Origin of the sequence: Miltoncostaea oceani (assembly GCF_018141545.1) — a bacterium.
In the GTDB taxonomy this organism is placed as follows: Bacteria; Actinomycetota; Thermoleophilia; order Miltoncostaeales; family Miltoncostaeaceae; genus Miltoncostaea; species Miltoncostaea oceani.
The window spans coordinates 1,267,263-1,283,608 of the sequence record NZ_CP064356.1 but is presented as its reverse complement, the minus strand read 5'-3'; the positions used below and the strand labels follow the sequence as shown (position 1 = coordinate 1,283,608).

The following is a 16,346-nucleotide window of genomic DNA, read 5'->3' as shown; positions in this document are numbered from 1 at the left end:
CCGGGGACTTCGATGAGGACGCCGAGGGATTCCCCATCGAACCGCACTCCGAAGCCGAGGGGTTCAGCCGCATGGGCCACCCGCCGACGCTCGACCGCACGCTCCAGCAGCGCAGGCGCCGCCGCCCCCTTGTACGCCCTGGTGGACACCAGGAAGAGGGATGTCCGCCGTCTGCGCAGAGCCCTCTTCGACCACACCTGAACCAACCTCCTCTGCGAACTAGGGGAGATGCCCTTTCTTCAATGCTGCAAAACTTCGAGGTTCCGCCGCGACGGTCGGAATGACACGCGCGACCCCGGCACGCGAACCACCGATCAACCGGCCGATGCAGGCACCACTGCCTCCCTTCCCCCAGGGCCTCCATGCTGGGGTGAGGTGAGCAGGGCGACGGGACGGATCCCGCGACGAGCGAGCCAAGGAGGGCAACGGGAATGGACTCCCCACCGCTCGAGGTGTGGGAGAGGGACGTCGCGCTCTCGACCTACGAGGGCCTCAGGCGGGACCTCTCCCACACCGACAGCACCGAACTCTGGAAGCGGCTGTCGTCGCTCACCGACCGCCAGCGGGCGATCGTCTACACCTGCATCACCCGGGCGGCGACGGGCCCCCTGGGCGGCTCGGGCGAGACCTCGTAGGCTCGCCAGGTGTCACTCCTCATGGTCATGGGCGACCTCGAGCAGAGAGGCGACCTCGTCCGAGGCGTTGAGCTGTGGCGGACCGAGTTCCTCGGCTGGGGCGTCACGCACCGGTTCCTCACCGACACGTGGTGCGTTCCTCGCCGCTACGTCGTCATCGACGAGGGACGGATCCTCGCGACCGGAGAAACCCACGGGCCCTACCTGGTGCCCGGCGAGATCTACCGCCTCATCGTGCGGGAGAACGTCGAGACCGACTGGATCCCCAGCGACCCCCACGAGGGGGCGCCCGGCTCCTGAGATACCTTCGGTGCGGTGGGGACGCTCATCGTCACCGGAGACCTCGAGGAAGACGGCGGGCGCTCCGCCGGCGCCGAGCTCTGGCGCGTCCCCTTCCTCGGCTGGGACGTCGCTCACCGGCTGGCCGCCGCCAGCTGGTGCGTGCCCCGCCGCTTCACCGTCATCGGGGCGCGCGGGCTGACCGAGGCCGCCGGCTACACCAACGACCCCGAGGTGCTGCCGGGCGAGCGGTTCACGCTGCGTGTCGAGTCTCCGGCGCTGCGCCTGCCGGGGTAGCGACCCGGGCGCAACTCGCTCATCCCGCTGCGGTCCGCAGCGGGTCACTCTTGGTCGGTCGGCGAACGGCTCTCAGAGGTCGTACAGCCGCGCGTGCTGACGTGGACGTAGCGCGGCGGCTTGCTCAGCTCGAGAAGGCGCTCCACCTCTGGACGCCCCGCCGCCCGGATCGCCTCCCAGGCGCGACCGGGAGGAAGAACGTCGTCGTCGAACTCCTGCTGCGCGTTCCGCGTGATCCGTATGTCGACGAAGGCCTGATCCGTCGCGGTCCGGAGATACCACCGCCAAATCGCGCCGACATCCTCCCCGGGAGGGACTTCGATCTGTTCCCCCCTCCCTGCTATCTCCCAGGTCGTCGCGCCACCTCTCGTCACGGTCACGGCCAGGCCCAGTCCAGCCAGACGACCAGGTTCCCTACGGTTGGATGACCTGGCCGGCGGACTGGATGAATGCCACGCCTTGGTCGTTCTCGATGATCTTGACCGACGCCGTGTCCGACAGCGTCTGGACCGTGAGGTGATGGACCGTCAGGACCGCGTCCTGCAGATCGTCGTCGTCCTCAAGCGTTGTGATGTTCAAACCGAGATCCTTCGCCCGGTCGATGTCTATGTGGCGAGCGTGCGACAAGGTGAGCGCGTGATCCGCCAGCTCGTCCACAACTTTCATGGCCTTCGCCGCGCGGACGTTGTTCGGCATGTCGTCAGCGAACATCCCAGTCTTGAGCCACTCGGTGGTCATGTCTCGCGACCACTTGATGGCCTTCTGACACTCGCCGATCAGCGTCGGGTGGTACTTGGCGATGATCGGCTGCCACAGGGGGATAGATGCCGGGTTCCTTGCGATGTCGTCGAACGCCTGCTTGAACTCCTCGACGATGCCATGGGCAGCGATACCGCCCATCTGAGGGTCAATCGGGCCGAGGCTCGAGTGGCGCCCCATCACGATCTCCTTGCACCCGCAGGCGATCATGGTGCCTGCCGACATCGCGAGCTGAGGGACGATCGCGCGGATGTCTCGTCCGAACATTGCGCGCAGGTAGCCCACGAGGGACTCCGCGGCCGCGACGTCGCCCCCCGGTGTGTGCAGGATGAGGTCGAGGCCCCGGCTCCGGTCCATGCCGTGGATGGCAGCCATAAAGCCGTTCTTGTCATTGTCGTTGACGAGGAATGGCTCGGGCCACTGGGCCATGATGGGGCCCTTCTGGAGCCACGCCGAGTAGTAGATGATCGTGTTGCGGCCGGTCAGGTTGCTGAGCTGCTGGAGGTATTTGCGGCGGGTGAGATCGTGGACGTTCCCTGCCCTTTGGACCTCGGCGAGCAGCTGGTTCCAGGTCGGCATCTACGCCGGCTTGCGCGGGCTCGTGCTGCCGGAGATCGGGAAGTCCATGAGCGGCCCGCGCGACTGCTGCACGCCCACGGCCGGCACGGACGAACCGGCGCCGCTGAGACCCATGACGTCGAAGACCTTCTGGATGTCGGATGGTGACATCGGCTCCGTCCCTCTCGATGTCGGTCCGGTCCGTCCGTCGTCCCTGGTTTCCATCTTGGCCCCCCTCGCTCGGATGGTCCTAACCGTATATCGACCTCTTGCCCGTTCACCCCTCCATCCGGGCCGCCGAGTTCGAGGGCCCAGCTCGACCTCGACCGGGACGAGGTAGCCAGCGTCGCAGACGGGCCCGCATGCCCTCGTCAGAGCTTCCTGGTGGTGGCTCTCAACCGCGACGTTCCGCGGCGCCTCCCAGGACTTCAGCCAGCTGTCCTGATCCCGCCAGCCGTCGAGCACGTTGGGAGGCTCGGGCTCGGGTCGGCGGCGGAGACGGTCGAGCAGCCCCATTCAGGCGACCGGCCGCTCGAACACTAGGAGCAGCCCCATCGTGCCGCCGGGACCGACCCTTCCTTTGACCTCAGTCTCGGTGATCGACCGCAGCTGCCACCCGTCACCGGCTCGCTGGTTCAGCAGCTGCTCGACCTGGCTGCCGTCCATCTTGTCGCCGATCAGCTTCGAGCGGATCGTCTCCGCCTTGTACTCGAAGCGGCGGGGCTGCCCACCGGCGGGCGGCGCCACGAGATCAGCTGGGTCCGGTGCCCCCTGGGTGAACTTGTCGCGGAGGCCCACTCGCCTCTCCTCTCACTCGACGCCGGCGCGACCCTATCCCGCGTCCCGGACTCGAATCACCTGACCGCGTAAGGGGCGCTCTAGGTCTTCCGCATGGCCTAGGGGACCCGGCCCCGATGCGTCCGAACGGGTGTTCTATCGTGCCGCGCCCATCCCCCGGAAAGGAGGGCGAGTGCACGATCCGGAGCCTCTGGCGTCTCTGTCCGTTGAGCACCGCGAGACGGTCGCCTACCAGCTGATGGCGGAAGCAGCCTTCCGCGCCGCGGCGCTGCTAGGTGTCAGCCACCCGCACTTCGCCGACCTGGACGAGATCGGCCAGCTGTACGACCAGCGACCTTCTCTCCGAGCTGTCGCGCCTTCTGGGTCGCCGTCTCGGGGTCGGGTCGTGCAGCCGCCCCTTCTGCGTCTGCTTCCACCTCTCCGATGATGTCCGCCGGCGAGCTCTCGTAGAGCACGAGCATCCGCAGGAGAGCGAGAGCCTCCGGCTTGTTCAAGCCGGTCTCCCACCGGTACAGCTTGTTCTCGGTCTCGCCAATGGACTCCGCGACCACGCGCCGCGTCAGCTTGGCCTCCTCGCGGCGACGTCGGAGTACTGAGCCCAGGTCCGGCATAGACGCATAGTCAAGAGTGCCGATCAAAGGCGCAATCGGCGCATGTGCCGCTGTGGTCTTGACTATGTATATCTGCATATGTCAACCTGCTGGACATGACCACGGCAGAGCGCATCCGTCAGGCCCGTGAGACGCGCGGGATCAGCCAGGCCAAGTTGGCGTCGCTGATCAACGTCTCCCCCGCGACCGTCTACCGCTGGGAGACGGGCCGCTCCGAGCCCCCTATCGGCTCGGCGGGCCAGATGGCTCGCGCGCTCGGCGTCCCGCTGGATGACCTCTACGTCCATGTCCCGGACGGTGCCACAGCTGACGCGGTCAGCAGCGTCGCCACCAGCGTTTCCCCTGCAAACGACGACGCCCCCCTGGCTGTCGTTCCCGGAGCGGTGAACTCCGGGAGCCAGGGGGGCGCGCCCACCGAGGAGTAGACCACATGCGACCCCCCGCTGCCCCCCAGAGGACCGCGCCGATCGTGCTCGACGACGCGATCGACGCCGTCGCCGACATCGAGCAGGCGCGCGCCACCGCCGCCGACCACCGCCGCCTCGAGCGGTACCACGCGAGCCGCGCCGAGCGCGCGGAGCGGGTCATCGACAGCCAGGTCGTCGTCGCTGCGGAGGCTCTTGCCCGCCTCCGCGCCCGCCGCCGCCTCCTGTCGGTCGCTCCGCCCCCCGTCCCGGCGGGGCCCGCCGCGGCCGAGATCGCGGCCACCCGCACGACGCTCGCCGAGGCCGCGTGATGCCGGCGACGAAGCGCGAGCGGCTCCTCCTCGGCGTCCTCGACGGGCTCGCGACGGAGCCGGCGCCGAAGCCGGCGACGCCGGCGGGAGAGGCGTGGCTCGAGGGCTACCTCTGCGCCGTGAACGCGACCCGGTCTCTGCTCCGCGACGAGATCCGCCTCGACGACGAGGACGGCGAGGACTACGTCGCGGTGCCGGGGGTCGGGGGGGCGCGGTCGTGACGGGCCACGTCTCCCTCTCCCCCCTCTCGGCGCACCTCGCGGGCCGTGCGCTCACCCGTTCCCTTGACGGGAGGGAGCACGACGAGACGCCCGCCGAGCGGACCCACCTCGAGCTGCTGGCGGCGGCGTTGGACGCCGCGATCGTCGTCGGGATGACCCGCGTCGTGATCGAGATCGCGGACCCCGTCGCCCGGCAGGCCGACGAGGACCACGTCCGCGAGTCCATCCTCGGCGCGGTCGGTGTCGCGTGAGCGACCCCCACCTCGGCGAGCTGCCGACCCCGATCGTGTCGGGCCGCCACGCCTCCCACTCCCGCCTGCGTCGCGCGTGCGCCGGCCTGCTGCTCTACGCCGCGGTCACGGTCGTCGCGTTCCTGGTCGTCAGCCGCGCCGCGGCGTGGGCAGCCGACGCGATCTACGCCGCGGGCGGCCTCCGATGAGCTGCTCGGTCGACGCGTGCGATCGACGCCACTTCGCGCGCGGTTGGTGCCGCATGCACTACCAGCGGTGGCTGACCCACGGGGACCCGACGCGGACCGCCAAGAGGGGCCCGCGTGCCGGTTCGTCGTCTGCCGCCGGTAACGGCCGCACCGTCCGTCCGAAGATGGAGCGCATCGGCCTCCGGGTGATCCCCGTGACGCCCGGGGGATGCTGGCTCTGGACCGGTGCAGTGACCCGCCAGGGCTACGGGCGAATGGACGAGACCTACGTCCATCGCGTCGTCTATGAGCACGTGAACGGGTCGATCCCCCCCGGCCACCACCTGCACCACGAGTGCCGGGTGCGCCGCTGCTTCAACCCCGAGCACCTGACGCCCATGTCAGCCTCACAGCACCGTCTGCACCACGCGGGGGCGCGTCGATGACGACCGCCGCGAAGGCGACCGAGCCCGGCGTCCGCGCCGTTCGGATCCACCAGGAGACCAACCGCGACTCCCGCATCTATTCGCTCGAGGTGTTCGACGGCGAGCGGTCGTGGACGGAGCCCCTCTGGTCCGTGACCACGCTGCTGAAGGCGCTCGACAAGCCGGCCCTCCCCCGGTGGGCGGCCGCCGCGGTCGCCGAGCACGTCGTCGAGAACGCCGGCTACCTCGCCCAGGACCTCGAGCGGTTCGGGCCGAAGGAGGTTCGATACCAGCTGTCCCAGGCCCCCTACAAGTCGAAGAGCCGCGCCGCCGAGATCGGGACGGCGGTGCACGAGCAGATCGACGCCATCGTCCGCGGCGCTGAGCGGCCCCCCGTCCCGCCGGACCTCGCCCACGAGGTCCTCCCCCGCCTCCAGCAGTTCCTGCGCTTCGAGCAGGAGTGGCGGCCGAAGTACGGCGGCGCGGAGATGACGGTCGTGAACCCCGAGCACGGGTGGGCCGGCACGCTCGACATGCTCGCCGAGATCGGGGAGCGCGGCCTCGGGCTCATCGACGTGAAGTGCACGAAGGAGGGGAAGGGCGGCAAGCCCGGCGTCTACGTCGAGCACCCCCTCCAGGTCGCCGCGTACGCCCACGCGACGGAGATCGTCCCGATCCGGGGAGCGTGGGCGGAGCCCGTCCCAATGCCGCCCGTCCAGTGGGGCGCCGTCCTCTGGCTGAACACCGAGCGCTACGAGCTCGTCGAGGTGGACATCAGCGAGGCGACGTACCGGGCGTTCCGGGTCGCCGCCGAGATCTTCCGGTACATGGACGGTCCGGGGAAGCGGTCGATCCTCGGGCCGCGCGCCTCCAGCCAGTTCGGGGTGCCGCCCGTAGAGGCGACGACCGAGCAGGCCGCCGCGGTCCGGGTGTTCACGCTGGCGCCGCCGCCGGCAGCCGAGGACGCCGGGCACCTCGACGCCGACCCCGGTCCGGAGCGCCCCGCCGACGCCGTCGACGTGCCGCAGGAGGATGCGCCGCCCCGCTACTGCTCGGAGCAGCAGCGCAAGCGCCTCCTCGGGATCGCGTCGAAGCGAGGCCACGACCACCACGCGGTGAAGCGGCACCTGGCGAGCCTCGACCCGCCGATCGACTCGACGAAGAAGATCCCCGCCGGCCGGATCTACGACGAGGTCGTCGCCCACTACGAGGCGATGCCGGTCGCAGTCCCCCAGGCCGAGTCGCTGCCGATCGGCGGCGAAGGGGCCGACGCCTGATGGCCCGCCGCCGCATCACCACCGTGCTCGACCAGCAGCACGCCCTCCGCGAGATCGCGCGCGTCCGCTTCGGCGAGCGCAAGGGCGCGAACCGCCCGGGCCGGCCGATGCTCCTCCCCCGCGTCACCTCCCAGAGCCGCGAGGTCGTTGAGCAGGTCGCCGCGGTCTACGGGGGCGACGTCCTCGACTGGCGCCCCGACGACAAGGCAGCGCCGCAGTTCGAGGTGACGATCACCAAGCCGGAGGGCCTCGCGATCGCGGTGCCCCCCGGCGAGCCGCCCTTCACCTCCGCCTACGAGCAGTGGGCGGGCGGCATCAACACCGTCCGCTGCGACGGCGACGCCTGCCAGTTCCGGGTCCGGGGTCGGTGGACCGAGCGGGCGTGCGTGTGCGCCCAGCGGGAGGCGGAGGCCGCCGCCCGAGACGAGGACTACGAGCGGCCGTGCAAGCTGACGACCCGCCTGTCGTTCTGCATCCTCGGCATCGAGATCCTCGGGCGCGCCCGGGTGGACACGAAGTCGTTCTACGCCGCGCAGGAGGTGCCGGCCACCCTCGCGATGCTGCAGGCCTCCGGCCGCGCCGCGTGGCTGCGGATGGAGCCGAGGTCGCGGTCGGTGATGGTCTGGGACGAGAAGGCCGGGGTCGACAAGCCGACGACGAAGCGCTTCCCCGTGATCGTCGTCGAGGCGCCGTTCATGGTGGACGAGGTCATGCTCCTCGAGCGGGGCGAGACCATGGCGCAGATCCCCGCGCCCGCCCCGCGCCAGCTCGCCCGCGGCGAGCGCCCCCAGCTCGGCCCGGGCGCGGCGATCGAGCCGGTCGGCCCGCAGCTCGGCGACCGCGAGCCCCCGCCCCGCGAGGTCCCCCGCGTCGACCTGCCGCCGGTGACCGCCGCGGCAGACGAGCCACCGGCAGAGTCCGGGGAGGTCATCCCGCCCGACGACGGCGACGAGGACCCCGCCGTCGAGGCCGCGTACCAGGCGGCGATCGACCGCGACCAGGCGTCCCTGCCCCTCGAAGACGCCCGCCAGGGCGCCGCCCCGGGTGACGCGTGACCACCGCCCTCGACCGGGAGTCCGTCGAGCGGGTCGGCGCGCTGGTGCGCGCCCCCGACGACGGGCCCCACACGCCCCGCGGCCGCGTCCTCGAACTCGTCGAGGTCGCACCCGTCGCCCTGGTGCGCTTCGCGTGCGGGTGCGTCGCGTACGTCCCCCTCCGGCGCCTCGCCCCCGACCTGGCGCCGGCGATGCCCGCCTGCGAGGTGGCGGGGTGCTCCAACCCGCGGTGGGACGGGCCGTACTGCCCGAGCCACCGCGACACGAGGCCGGCGAGTGGTCCGGCCAGCACCAACGGTGAGTCGTTCGAGCCGAGCGCCGGCCTCACTTCACGGGCCTCTCACCCGCACGCCGACAGCGGGTGCGCGATCGACGACGTCGGCACCACCACGGCCAGCGCGGTCGACGGCACTCCCGCGCAGGCCCCCCGACGGGGTCCGCAGGCCCCCTCGGGGAAGACGGCGGCGGGTGGAGCCACCCCGCCGCCAGCGCCGCGCGCCGACCGGGACGGACGCGCGGTCCGGGAGGGGGCGGCGACGCGGGCAGCGGGCGCCGCCCCCAACCGGCGACCCACCGGCGCCGGCCGCTTCATCTGGTCGCGGGCGATGGTGATCGACGCGATGAAGGCCTGGGCGGCCGAGCACGGCCACGCACCCTCGACTGGAGACTGGTCGCACGCCTGCCCGAACCGAACCCACCCGAGCTTCGCGACGACCATCCGCGTCTTCGGGACGTGGCTCGAGGGGATCCGCGCCGCCGGCCTGGAGCCCGTCGCCGCGGGCCGCCGACGCCGATGGACCCGGGAGACCATCATCGCCGCCCTGAAGGGGCACCAGGCCGAGCACGGCCGGCCGCCGAGGTCGGCGGAGTGGTCGCACGCCGCCGCGGACCCGACCTCCCGACCGCAGATCGCCGCGGTGCGCGCCACCTTCGGATCGTGGGGCGCGGCGCTCGAGGCCGCCGGGCTGGGGCCGGACCGCTGAAGCCGATCGTCCCCACCGCGCTCGTCGCGCTGGCTGCTGCCGCTGCCGTCGCCCTCGGTGCGGACGCGACGGCGCCGACCCCGGCCCCCACACCGCCCGTCCGCGAGGTCGTGCCGCGCGTGAAGTTCGAGCGCGCCGTCGAGGTGATGCGCCGTGAGGCCCGCCGCGCCGACCGCCTCGCCCGCCTCCTCAGCCACACCGAGGACTACCAGGCGACCCTCACCCTCGCCTCGATCGTCTACCCCCGCGCCGACCCGCGCCTCGCCGACCGCATCATGCGGTGCGAGTCCGGCCCTGGCCGCGGCACGCCGAGCGCCACCGCCCAGAACCCGACGTCGAGCGCCGGCGGCCGCGCCCAGTACCTCGACACCACCTGGCGGTCGACGCCCGAGGGGCAGGCGGGCCTCAGCCGCTTCGACCCCGTCGCCGGCGTCTTCGCGATCATGCGCCACCTCCACAACACGGGGAACGACGCGTCACCGTGGCTCGCGTCGAGCGGGTGCTGGTCATGAGCACCCGCGTCTGCGAGACCAAGGGGTGCGGGACGATCCTCAGCCGGTACAACGGCGAGACGACGTGCAACGCCTGCCGCGCCGCCGCCGTCGACCGGCTCGTCAAGAGGACCACGGCCAACCAGGACCGCGTCCTCCGGATCCTCGCGAACGTCCAGGCAACCGCCCCCGAAGTCGCGACGGCCGTCGGGTGCACGGAGCTCCACGCCCGCCGGATGATCTTCGACCTCATCGAAGCCGGCCGCGTCCAGCGGGGGCCGAAGGACGGAGCGACCGGCCTTCGGCGCTACATGCTCGCCGACGACACGGAGGCCGCAGCGTGACGTCCGCGGATCCCCGTAAAATGCAGGGAAATAGAGGGCCCGCGACGTTGGAGCGTCCGGGCCCTGGGCCGATCCCACGAGAGGGGACCGACATGGGTGAGCGTACCGCACCCCTCGGCGGCGGTGTCTACTTCATCGCCGGAGCCGGGCTGGTCAAGATCGGCGTCGCTTCATCCGTCGCGCACCGCCTCGCGATGCTCCAGACGGGGAGCCCCGTCCTGCTGTCGATCGCCTTGGTCGTCCCGGGCGACGAGATGGTCGAGCGCCACCTCCACTTTATCTTCGCGAGCTACCGCCAGCACGGGGAGTGGTTCGCGCTCCCGGCCGGGTGGCGGGGCATCGTCGAGGCGTTCCTCTCCGGGCGGCTGAACATGGTGAGCGACGACCTCGCTGAGTGCCTCCGCGACGCCGAGCGCCGCCCCGGGTACATCGTCCCCCCGCGGCGCCACGCTGGGCCGCCGACGGCGAAGTGGCAGACCCCGTGGCGCTGGGCGTCACGCCGGATGGCGGCGTGAACGACGAGATCCTCACGACCGCCGAGGCGGCCGCCGCGATGCGCGTCCACGAGCGCACGGTCCTCCGGATGATTGCCCGCGGCGACCTCCGGGGCGTGAAGGTCGGCAAGGGCTACCGCATCCGCGCCGACGAACTCCCGACCGCGCCCCGTCCGCGCCCGAACCCGCCGAAGCGGCGCTACCGCCCCTCCGGCTCCATCGGCCGCATCGTCGCCGACATGGAGGCCGCCTCGTGACGTGCACGAGCGACGGCCTCCGCCATCGACTCGTCCCCCGCGAGCTGCGCCTCGTCGAAGAGGTGGCCGTAGGTGGAGAGCGTCAGGGCCGGTGTCGAGTGGCCGAGGAGCCGCGCGACCTCATGGACCGACTTGCCCTCCGCGATGAGGAGCGACGCGAACGTGTGGCGCAGGCTGTACGGCGTCCGCGTGCAGCCGACCCGCTCACGCGCCGGACGCCACACCCGCATCGACCAGTTGTCGTGGTCCACCGGACCGACGACCAGGCCATCGTCTCGACGCTCCAGGGCCTCGAGGTCCTCCGCGAGCGCCGGGATGATCGGGACGGTCCGGGTGCCCTCGGTCTTCGTCCCCTTCTCCCGGCCGTCGGAAGCAGTGGCCGAGCGGATGACGAGCGTCGCCGCCCGGACGTCAGCCCACCGCAGCGACGGACGTTCCGACGGCCGGAGGCCCGCGTACGCCATGAGGGCGACCATCGCCCGGTCACGGGGACGCTCGAGCACCGCACGGATCCCCTCGACCTCGGCGAGGGTCGCCGGCTCCCGGCGCTGCACACCCTGGCGCTTCAGGGGCTCGAGGCCGCGGCACGGGTTCCCGACGATGAGCTCGTCGTGGACGGCGTCGCCGAGGGCGGCCGACAGGACACGGACCGCGGCGTTCGCGACGTAGGGGGTCGCGCCGCGGGCGAGCATCTCCGCACGCCACGCCCGGATGTCCCGGCGGCTCAGGTCCCGGAGCAGCATCTTCCCGAGGCCGGGGACGATCCAGTTGTCGGCGTAGCGGCCGCGGTCGCGGCGCGTCCGGGGCTCCCACTCGATGCCGTGGGTCGTGACCCACTGGCCGAGCCACCGCTCCAGCGTGATCCGCTCCGCGCTCGACTGCCGTTTGCCCTGCGCAACGTCGCCGGCGAACGCCTGGGCCTCCTTGCGGGTGGCGAAGCGGCGGGTCCGTCGGTTGCCCCGCTCGGAGTAGTCGACGCGCCACGGCTTCAGGGGCCGGTGACGCTCCCGGATGATGGAGGCCATGTGCCCGAGGATAGCCCGGTTTCGGACCCGGGTGCGGCACTTCGTGCGGCACTCTCTAGGATCGGCGAGGGCGGAGCGGTCGAGAACGCCTTGGCTGTGGGAAGCGGACGACGGGGTTCGAACCCGCGACCTTCGGCTTGGGAAGCCGACGCTCTACCAACTGAGCTACATCCGCGCTGGGGTCAACGGTACCACGGCGGGAACGGCTGCTCCGCCCCCGGACGGGGCCTACATCCGCTCGGGCGCCTCCACCCCGAGCAGGCCGAGGCCCGCCCGGATCGTGCCGCCGGTGGCGCGGCAGAGGGAGAGGCGGAAGGCCTCGACGTCGGGGGCCTCCCCCACCACCCGGCACCGGTGGTAGAAGCCGTGGAAGTCGCGGGCGAGGTCGATGAGGTAGGCGGCGACGCGGTGGGGGGCGCGGCGGGACTCGGCCTCGTCGAGGGCCGTCGGCCAGTCCGCGAGGCGCATCACCAGCGCACGCTCGGAGGCGTCGAGCGCGGCGGGCGGCGCGGTGGGCGCGGAGCCCGTGCGGTCCGGCGCCTGGGCCAGGATGCTGTGGACGCGCGCATGTGCGTACTGGACGTAGTAGACCGGGTTCTCCTGGCTCTGCTCACGCGCCAGGTCCAGGTCGAGGTCGAGGGGGGTCTCGTGGCTGCGATGGACGAGGAAGAACCGGGCGGCGTCGACGCCGATGTCGTCGAGCAGGTCCCCCAGCGTCACGAGGGTCCCCGCGCGCTTGCTCATCTTCCGCGCCTCGCCCCGCTCCAGCAGGCTCACCAGCTGGATGATCATGACCTCCAGCGACGCCGGGTCGTGCCCGCCGGCCTCCAGCACCGCCCGCAGCCGCGCGATGTACCCGTGGTGGTCCGCCCCCAGCACGTCGATCAGGCGGTCGTGCCCGCGGCCGGCCTTGTCGAGGTGGTACGCGACGTCCGCGGCGAGGTAGGTGCTGTCCCCGTCCGAGCGGACCAGCACCCGGTCCTTCGTGTCCCCGTAGTCGGTGGTGCGGAACCACACCGCCCCGTCGCCCTCGTAGGCGTCACCCGCCTCCTGCAGGGCGCGGATGCCGGCCGTCACGCGGCCCGCCTCGTGGAGGCCACGCTCCGAGAAGACGCGGTCGAACGACACCCGGAAGCGGTCGAGCTCCCCGAAGATCGCGGCGAGCATCAGCTCCTCGCCGCGCCGCGTGAAGACGTCGAGCGCGGCGGGGGCCGTGAGGGCGTCGTCGGCGTGGACGTCGCCGATCTCGGACCGCACCGCCTCCGCGATCGCCACGACGTAGTCGCCCTGGTACCCGTCCTCCGGCACCGCGACGTCACGGCCGCACAGCTGCGCGTACCGGGCCGCGACCGACGCCCCGAACAGCCGCATCTGGCGCCCGTGGTCGTTCGCGTAGTACTCGCGGGTCACCGTGTGCCCCGCGAAGGTCAGCAGCCGCGCGAGGGAGTCGCCGTAGGCGGCCTGGCGGGCGTGGCCCACGTGCACGGGACCCGTCGGGTTCACCGACACGAACTCCAGCAGGATGTCGAGCGGTGCGTCCACCTGGCCGGCGCCGTGCCGGTCGCCCGCCGCCTCGACCGCGGCGACCGCGCCGGCGAACCAGCCGGGGGCGAGGGACATGTTCAGGAAGCCCGGACCCGCCACCTCGACACCCGCCAGCCAACCGGCGGCGCCCGCGTCGCCGCGGAGCTCGGCGGCGATGGCCTCGGCGATCTCGCGGGGCGGGCGGCGGGCGGCCTTCGCGAGGGTCATGGCGACGGGGCTCGCGATGTCGCCCATCTCCGGCGACGCCGGCGGGGCGAGCGGGACGACGGGCGGGGCGGCGCCGGCGACGGCGGTGGCCGCCGCCGCGAGGGCGTCCCGGATCGGCTGGAGGAGGGGGGCGTCAGGCACGGCCGCGGAGCCTATCGCGCGGCGGCGGCGGCCCTCGCCGCCGCCCTCGCCCTGTTCGCCGCGGCGTGCGGCGACGACGACGCCGCGCCCGCCGCCACGACCCCCGCCGACGCCCTCACCGTGACCGAGTACGACGGGGAGCGGCTCGTCGGGGCCCGCACCCTCGACTGCGCGCCCGGCGCCGCGGTCTGCGCCGGCGTCATCGACCTGCTCCCCACCCTCCGGCCCGACCCGGAGGAGGCGTGCACCCTCATCTACGGAGGGCCGCAGCGGTACACGGTGGAGGGGACCGTCGGCGGTGAGCCCGTCGCGATCGAGGTGACCCGCGCGAACGGCTGCAACATCGCCCGCTTCGACCAGCTCCGCGACGCCCTCGGGGACCCGCCGCTCGAGCCCTGACCCCGGCACTCCGGGGGTCCCTTCACCGGGGATTAACCGTCGCGCCGTTGCGCGGGCGAGACATGGATGTCTTACTTCCGCCGCCGAGGTGAGACATGCCCGTCTCGCATCACCCCCGCACAAGGACCGTCGCCGATGAGCCCGACCCCGTCCCCCGCCGCGCACCGCGGGGCGCTCGCCCGCCTCGCCCGCGCCTGCGCCGCCCACGGCTGGCGGACCATCGCCATCTGGGTGGTGGCCGTCGTCGCCATCGCCGGCGCCGCCCAGACCGTCGGCGGCTCCCTCGTCGACGACTTCAACCTCCCCGGCTCCGACACCCAGCGCGCCACCGACCTGCTCGAGTCCCGCTTCCCCGCCCGCTCCGGTGACTCCGCGGACATGGTCTTCGCCATCGACTCCGGACGGCTCGACCGCGGCGAGGCGCGCACCGCCGTCGCCGCCGCCATCGCCGCCGCCGAGGAGGTCCCCGGCGTCGTCGCCGTCAGCGACCCCCTCGCCGAGGGCGGGGCCCTCAGCGACGACGGGCGCATCGCCCTCGCCGACGTGCGCTTCTCGGCCCCCGCCGTCGACGTCGACACGGCATCGGCGACGCAGCTGCAGGACGACGCCCGGGCCGCCGCCGCGGCCGGGGGCGTCCAGGTGGAGTTCGGCGGCGCCGTCATCGCCAACGCCGAACCCCCGTCGACCGGCGTCAGCGAGCTCATCGGGATCCTCGTGGCGATGGTGATCCTGCTCGTGATGCTCGGCAGCGCCGTCGCCATGAGCCTCCCCATCGCCCTCGCCATCTCCTCCGTGGGCGTCGGGATCTCGCTCATCACCATCGCCGCCGGCGTGTGGACGTTCAACAGCATCACGCCGACCCTCGCGACGATGATCGGCCTCGGCGTCGGCATCGACTACTCGCTCTTCATCGTCACCCGCTTCCGCCAGGCCCTCCACGACGGGCGCTCCCCGCTCGACGCCGCGACCATCGCCGCGACGACCGCCGGCCGCGCCGTCATCTTCGCCGGCGTCACCGTCGCGATCTCGATCTCGGCACTCGCGATCCTCGGCCTCGACTTCATCACCAAGATGGGCCTCGGCGCGGCGATCACCGTCGGCGTCGCCGTCATCGCCGCCGTCACCCTGCTGCCCGCGATCCTCGGCCTGCTCGGCCACCGCATCGACAGCGGCCGCCTGCCGTTCATGCGCCACCGCGACGACTCGGAGGCCACCCGCGAGAACTCGGCCGTCGCGCGCTTCGGCCGGTTCGTCACCCGCCGCCCCTGGGTGACCGGCGGCACCGCCGTGCTGGTGCTGATCGCCCTCGCCCTCCCCGCCGCGACCGTGCAGCTCGGGTCGAGCGACGCCGGCTCCAACCCGGTCGGCAGCACCACCCGCGCGGCGTACGACCTGCTCGCCGAGGGCTTCGGGCCCGGCTTCAACGGGCCGCTGCTCGTCGCCGTCGACCAGCGCGCCGACCCCGGCGCCGCCGAGGCCGTCGCCGCCGCCGTGCGGGGAACCGAGGGTGTCGCGTCGGTGTCGGAGCCCGCCGTCAACGAGGCCGGCGACACCGCCGTCATCACCGCCTACCCCACCACCTCCCCCCAGTCGGAGGAGACCGCCGCCCTCGTGCACGACCTGCGCGACCGGGTCGTGCCCGCCGCGCTCGGCGACGGCGGGGCGAGCGCGTTCGTCGGCGGCCAGACCGCCGCCTACGAGGACATCGCGTCGATCCTCGAGGGCCGCCAGCCGGTCTTCCTGCTGACGGTCATCGGGATCATCTTCGTGCTCATCACGATGGCGTTCCGCTCCGTCGTCGTCGCCGCCAAGGCGGCCCTCACGACGCTGCTGTCGGCCCTCGCCGCCTTCGGCGTGCTGGTCGCCGTGTTCCAGCACGGCTGGGGCGCCGGCCTCCTCGGCGTGGACAGCACCGGCCCCATCGAGTCGTTCCTGCCGGTCATCGTCTTCGCGATCCTGTTCGGCCTCTCGACCGACTACGAGGTCTTCCTCATGAGCCGGATCCGCGAGGAGTACGTCGCCGGCCGCTCGTCCCGCGACGCCATCGGCCACGGCATCGCCGCCATCGGCCGCGTCGTCGTGGCGTGCGCCCTGATCATGTGCGCCGTGTTCTTCAGCTTCCTGCTGGGCGACGAACGCGCGATCAAGGAGTTCGGCCTCGGGCTCGGCGCCGCCATCGCGATCGACGCGTTCGTGGTGCGGCTCGTGATCGTGCCGGCGGTGATGCAGATCCTCGGCGACCGCGCCTGGTACATGCCGCGGTGGCTCGACCGGGTCCTGCCCCGCATCACCATCGAGCCGCCGGAGGAGCGGGTCGCGTCGACGCCGGCGCCGATCGGCGACCCCGCACCGGAGGCGCGATGAACCACGGCTGCCCGGTTATCGTGGCGG

Annotated in this window: 25 protein-coding genes and 1 tRNA gene; 18 read left to right on the top strand and 8 right to left on the bottom strand. The window is 72.6% G+C overall.

Annotation, left to right across the window (positions count from 1 at the left end; all coding sequences use genetic code 11):
* The first annotated feature begins 431 nt into the window (after positions 1 to 431).
* The 3 genes from IU369_RS06530 to IU369_RS06520 are packed head-to-tail and all read left to right on the top strand — an operon-like array spanning position 432 to position 1,211.
* Positions 432 to 635: a hypothetical protein gene (locus IU369_RS06530; RefSeq protein ID WP_217923762.1), complete on the top strand. Its 204-nt coding sequence runs from the start codon at positions 432 to 434 to the stop codon at positions 633 to 635.
* Positions 636 to 644: 9 nt separating this feature from the next.
* Positions 645 to 935 (top strand): hypothetical protein, encoded by a 291-nt coding sequence (locus IU369_RS06525; RefSeq protein ID WP_217923761.1) that lies wholly within the window; start codon positions 645 to 647, stop codon positions 933 to 935.
* A gap of 15 nt (positions 936 to 950) precedes the next feature.
* Entirely contained in the window at positions 951 to 1,211 is a 261-nt protein-coding gene (locus tag IU369_RS06520; RefSeq protein ID WP_217923760.1) for a hypothetical protein, read from the top strand.
* Positions 1,212 to 1,255: 44 nt separating this feature from the next.
* On the opposite strand, the gene IU369_RS06515 is transcribed toward IU369_RS06520, so the two are convergent.
* From IU369_RS06515 to IU369_RS06495, 5 genes are all read right to left on the bottom strand, one after another.
* Positions 1,256 to 1,591, bottom strand: coding sequence for a hypothetical protein (locus tag IU369_RS06515; RefSeq protein ID WP_217923759.1), 336 nt, complete (start codon positions 1,589 to 1,591; stop codon positions 1,256 to 1,258).
* A gap of 34 nt (positions 1,592 to 1,625) precedes the next feature.
* Positions 1,626 to 2,549, bottom strand: coding sequence for an SDH family Clp fold serine proteinase (locus tag IU369_RS06510; protein WP_217923758.1), 924 nt, complete (start codon positions 2,547 to 2,549; stop codon positions 1,626 to 1,628).
* Positions 2,550 to 2,699 carry a hypothetical protein gene (locus tag IU369_RS06505; RefSeq protein WP_217923757.1) on the bottom strand — a complete coding sequence of 50 codons (150 nt, stop codon included), beginning with the start codon at positions 2,697 to 2,699 and terminating at the stop codon, positions 2,550 to 2,552.
* Positions 2,700 to 3,044: 345 nt separating this feature from the next.
* A complete protein-coding gene (locus IU369_RS06500) occupies positions 3,045 to 3,326 on the bottom strand; it encodes a DUF4177 domain-containing protein (protein ID WP_217923756.1) in 282 nt (93 codons plus the stop codon).
* Between the two features lie 278 nt (positions 3,327 to 3,604).
* A complete protein-coding gene (locus IU369_RS06495; protein WP_217923755.1) occupies positions 3,605 to 4,015 on the bottom strand; it encodes a helix-turn-helix domain-containing protein in 411 nt (136 codons plus the stop codon).
* A gap of 17 nt (positions 4,016 to 4,032) precedes the next feature.
* On the opposite strand from IU369_RS06495, the gene IU369_RS06490 reads away from it, so the two are divergent.
* The 13 genes from IU369_RS06490 (at position 4,033) to IU369_RS06430 (ending at position 10,638) form a co-directional block, all read left to right on the top strand.
* On the top strand, positions 4,033 to 4,362 hold the full coding sequence (locus IU369_RS06490; protein WP_217923754.1) for a helix-turn-helix transcriptional regulator: 330 nt from the start codon (positions 4,033 to 4,035) through the stop codon (positions 4,360 to 4,362).
* A gap of 5 nt (positions 4,363 to 4,367) precedes the next feature.
* Positions 4,368 to 4,673, top strand: coding sequence for a hypothetical protein (locus IU369_RS06485; RefSeq protein ID WP_217923753.1), 306 nt, complete (start codon positions 4,368 to 4,370; stop codon positions 4,671 to 4,673).
* Complete coding sequence (locus IU369_RS06480) at positions 4,673 to 4,894, top strand: hypothetical protein (RefSeq protein WP_217923752.1); 222 nt, start codon at positions 4,673 to 4,675, stop codon at positions 4,892 to 4,894. Before IU369_RS06485 ends, IU369_RS06480 begins: the two co-directional genes overlap by 1 nt.
* Positions 4,891 to 5,145, top strand: coding sequence for a hypothetical protein (locus IU369_RS06475; RefSeq protein WP_217923751.1), 255 nt, complete (start codon positions 4,891 to 4,893; stop codon positions 5,143 to 5,145). The genes IU369_RS06480 and IU369_RS06475 overlap by 4 nt, the downstream gene beginning before the upstream one ends.
* Complete coding sequence (locus IU369_RS06470; RefSeq protein ID WP_217923750.1) at positions 5,142 to 5,333, top strand: hypothetical protein; 192 nt, start codon at positions 5,142 to 5,144, stop codon at positions 5,331 to 5,333. The genes IU369_RS06475 and IU369_RS06470 overlap by 4 nt, the downstream gene beginning before the upstream one ends.
* A 164-nt stretch (positions 5,334 to 5,497) precedes the next feature.
* Entirely contained in the window at positions 5,498 to 5,758 is a 261-nt protein-coding gene (locus IU369_RS06465; RefSeq protein ID WP_217923749.1) for an HNH endonuclease signature motif containing protein, read from the top strand.
* Complete coding sequence (locus tag IU369_RS06460) at positions 5,755 to 7,014, top strand: hypothetical protein (RefSeq protein ID WP_217923748.1); 1,260 nt, start codon at positions 5,755 to 5,757, stop codon at positions 7,012 to 7,014. Before IU369_RS06465 ends, IU369_RS06460 begins: the two co-directional genes overlap by 4 nt.
* A complete protein-coding gene (locus IU369_RS06455; RefSeq protein ID WP_217923747.1) occupies positions 7,014 to 8,069 on the top strand; it encodes a recombination directionality factor in 1,056 nt (351 codons plus the stop codon). The genes IU369_RS06460 and IU369_RS06455 overlap by 1 nt, the downstream gene beginning before the upstream one ends.
* The gene (locus tag IU369_RS06450; RefSeq protein ID WP_217923746.1) at positions 8,066 to 9,052 is read left to right on the top strand and encodes a homing endonuclease associated repeat-containing protein; all 987 of its coding nucleotides are present in this window, start codon (positions 8,066 to 8,068) and stop codon (positions 9,050 to 9,052) included. The genes IU369_RS06455 and IU369_RS06450 overlap by 4 nt, the downstream gene beginning before the upstream one ends.
* 119 nt (positions 9,053 to 9,171) lie before the next feature.
* The gene (locus tag IU369_RS06445; protein ID WP_217923745.1) at positions 9,172 to 9,564 is read left to right on the top strand and encodes a hypothetical protein; all 393 of its coding nucleotides are present in this window, start codon (positions 9,172 to 9,174) and stop codon (positions 9,562 to 9,564) included.
* Positions 9,561 to 9,887: a hypothetical protein gene (locus tag IU369_RS06440; RefSeq protein ID WP_217923744.1), complete on the top strand. Its 327-nt coding sequence runs from the start codon at positions 9,561 to 9,563 to the stop codon at positions 9,885 to 9,887. Before IU369_RS06445 ends, IU369_RS06440 begins: the two co-directional genes overlap by 4 nt.
* A 92-nt stretch (positions 9,888 to 9,979) precedes the next feature.
* Positions 9,980 to 10,402 carry a GIY-YIG nuclease family protein gene (locus IU369_RS06435; protein WP_217923743.1) on the top strand — a complete coding sequence of 141 codons (423 nt, stop codon included), beginning with the start codon at positions 9,980 to 9,982 and terminating at the stop codon, positions 10,400 to 10,402.
* On the top strand, positions 10,399 to 10,638 hold the full coding sequence (locus IU369_RS06430; protein WP_217923742.1) for a helix-turn-helix domain-containing protein: 240 nt from the start codon (positions 10,399 to 10,401) through the stop codon (positions 10,636 to 10,638). The genes IU369_RS06435 and IU369_RS06430 overlap by 4 nt, the downstream gene beginning before the upstream one ends.
* On the opposite strand, the gene IU369_RS06425 is transcribed toward IU369_RS06430, so the two are convergent.
* The 3 genes from IU369_RS06425 to argS all read right to left on the bottom strand — a co-directional run bounded on the left by IU369_RS06425 (position 10,581) and on the right by argS (position 13,556).
* Complete coding sequence (locus IU369_RS06425) at positions 10,581 to 11,663, bottom strand: tyrosine-type recombinase/integrase (protein WP_217923741.1); 1,083 nt, start codon at positions 11,661 to 11,663, stop codon at positions 10,581 to 10,583. The two genes, IU369_RS06430 and IU369_RS06425, sit on opposite strands and share 58 nt — an antisense overlap.
* A gap of 102 nt (positions 11,664 to 11,765) precedes the next feature.
* Positions 11,766 to 11,838 (bottom strand) — tRNA-Gly (locus tag IU369_RS06420).
* Between the two features lie 53 nt (positions 11,839 to 11,891).
* A complete protein-coding gene (argS, locus tag IU369_RS06415; RefSeq protein ID WP_217923740.1) occupies positions 11,892 to 13,556 on the bottom strand; it encodes an arginine--tRNA ligase in 1,665 nt (554 codons plus the stop codon).
* Between the two features lie 120 nt (positions 13,557 to 13,676).
* Here argS and IU369_RS06410 point away from each other — a divergent pair, with 120 nt between their 5' ends.
* A complete protein-coding gene (locus IU369_RS06410) occupies positions 13,677 to 13,955 on the top strand; it encodes a subtilase-type protease inhibitor (protein WP_217923739.1) in 279 nt (92 codons plus the stop codon).
* A gap of 135 nt (positions 13,956 to 14,090) precedes the next feature.
* Positions 14,091 to 16,319, top strand: coding sequence for an MMPL family transporter (locus tag IU369_RS06405; RefSeq protein WP_217923738.1), 2,229 nt, complete (start codon positions 14,091 to 14,093; stop codon positions 16,317 to 16,319).
* Positions 16,320 to 16,346 lie beyond the last annotated feature (27 nt).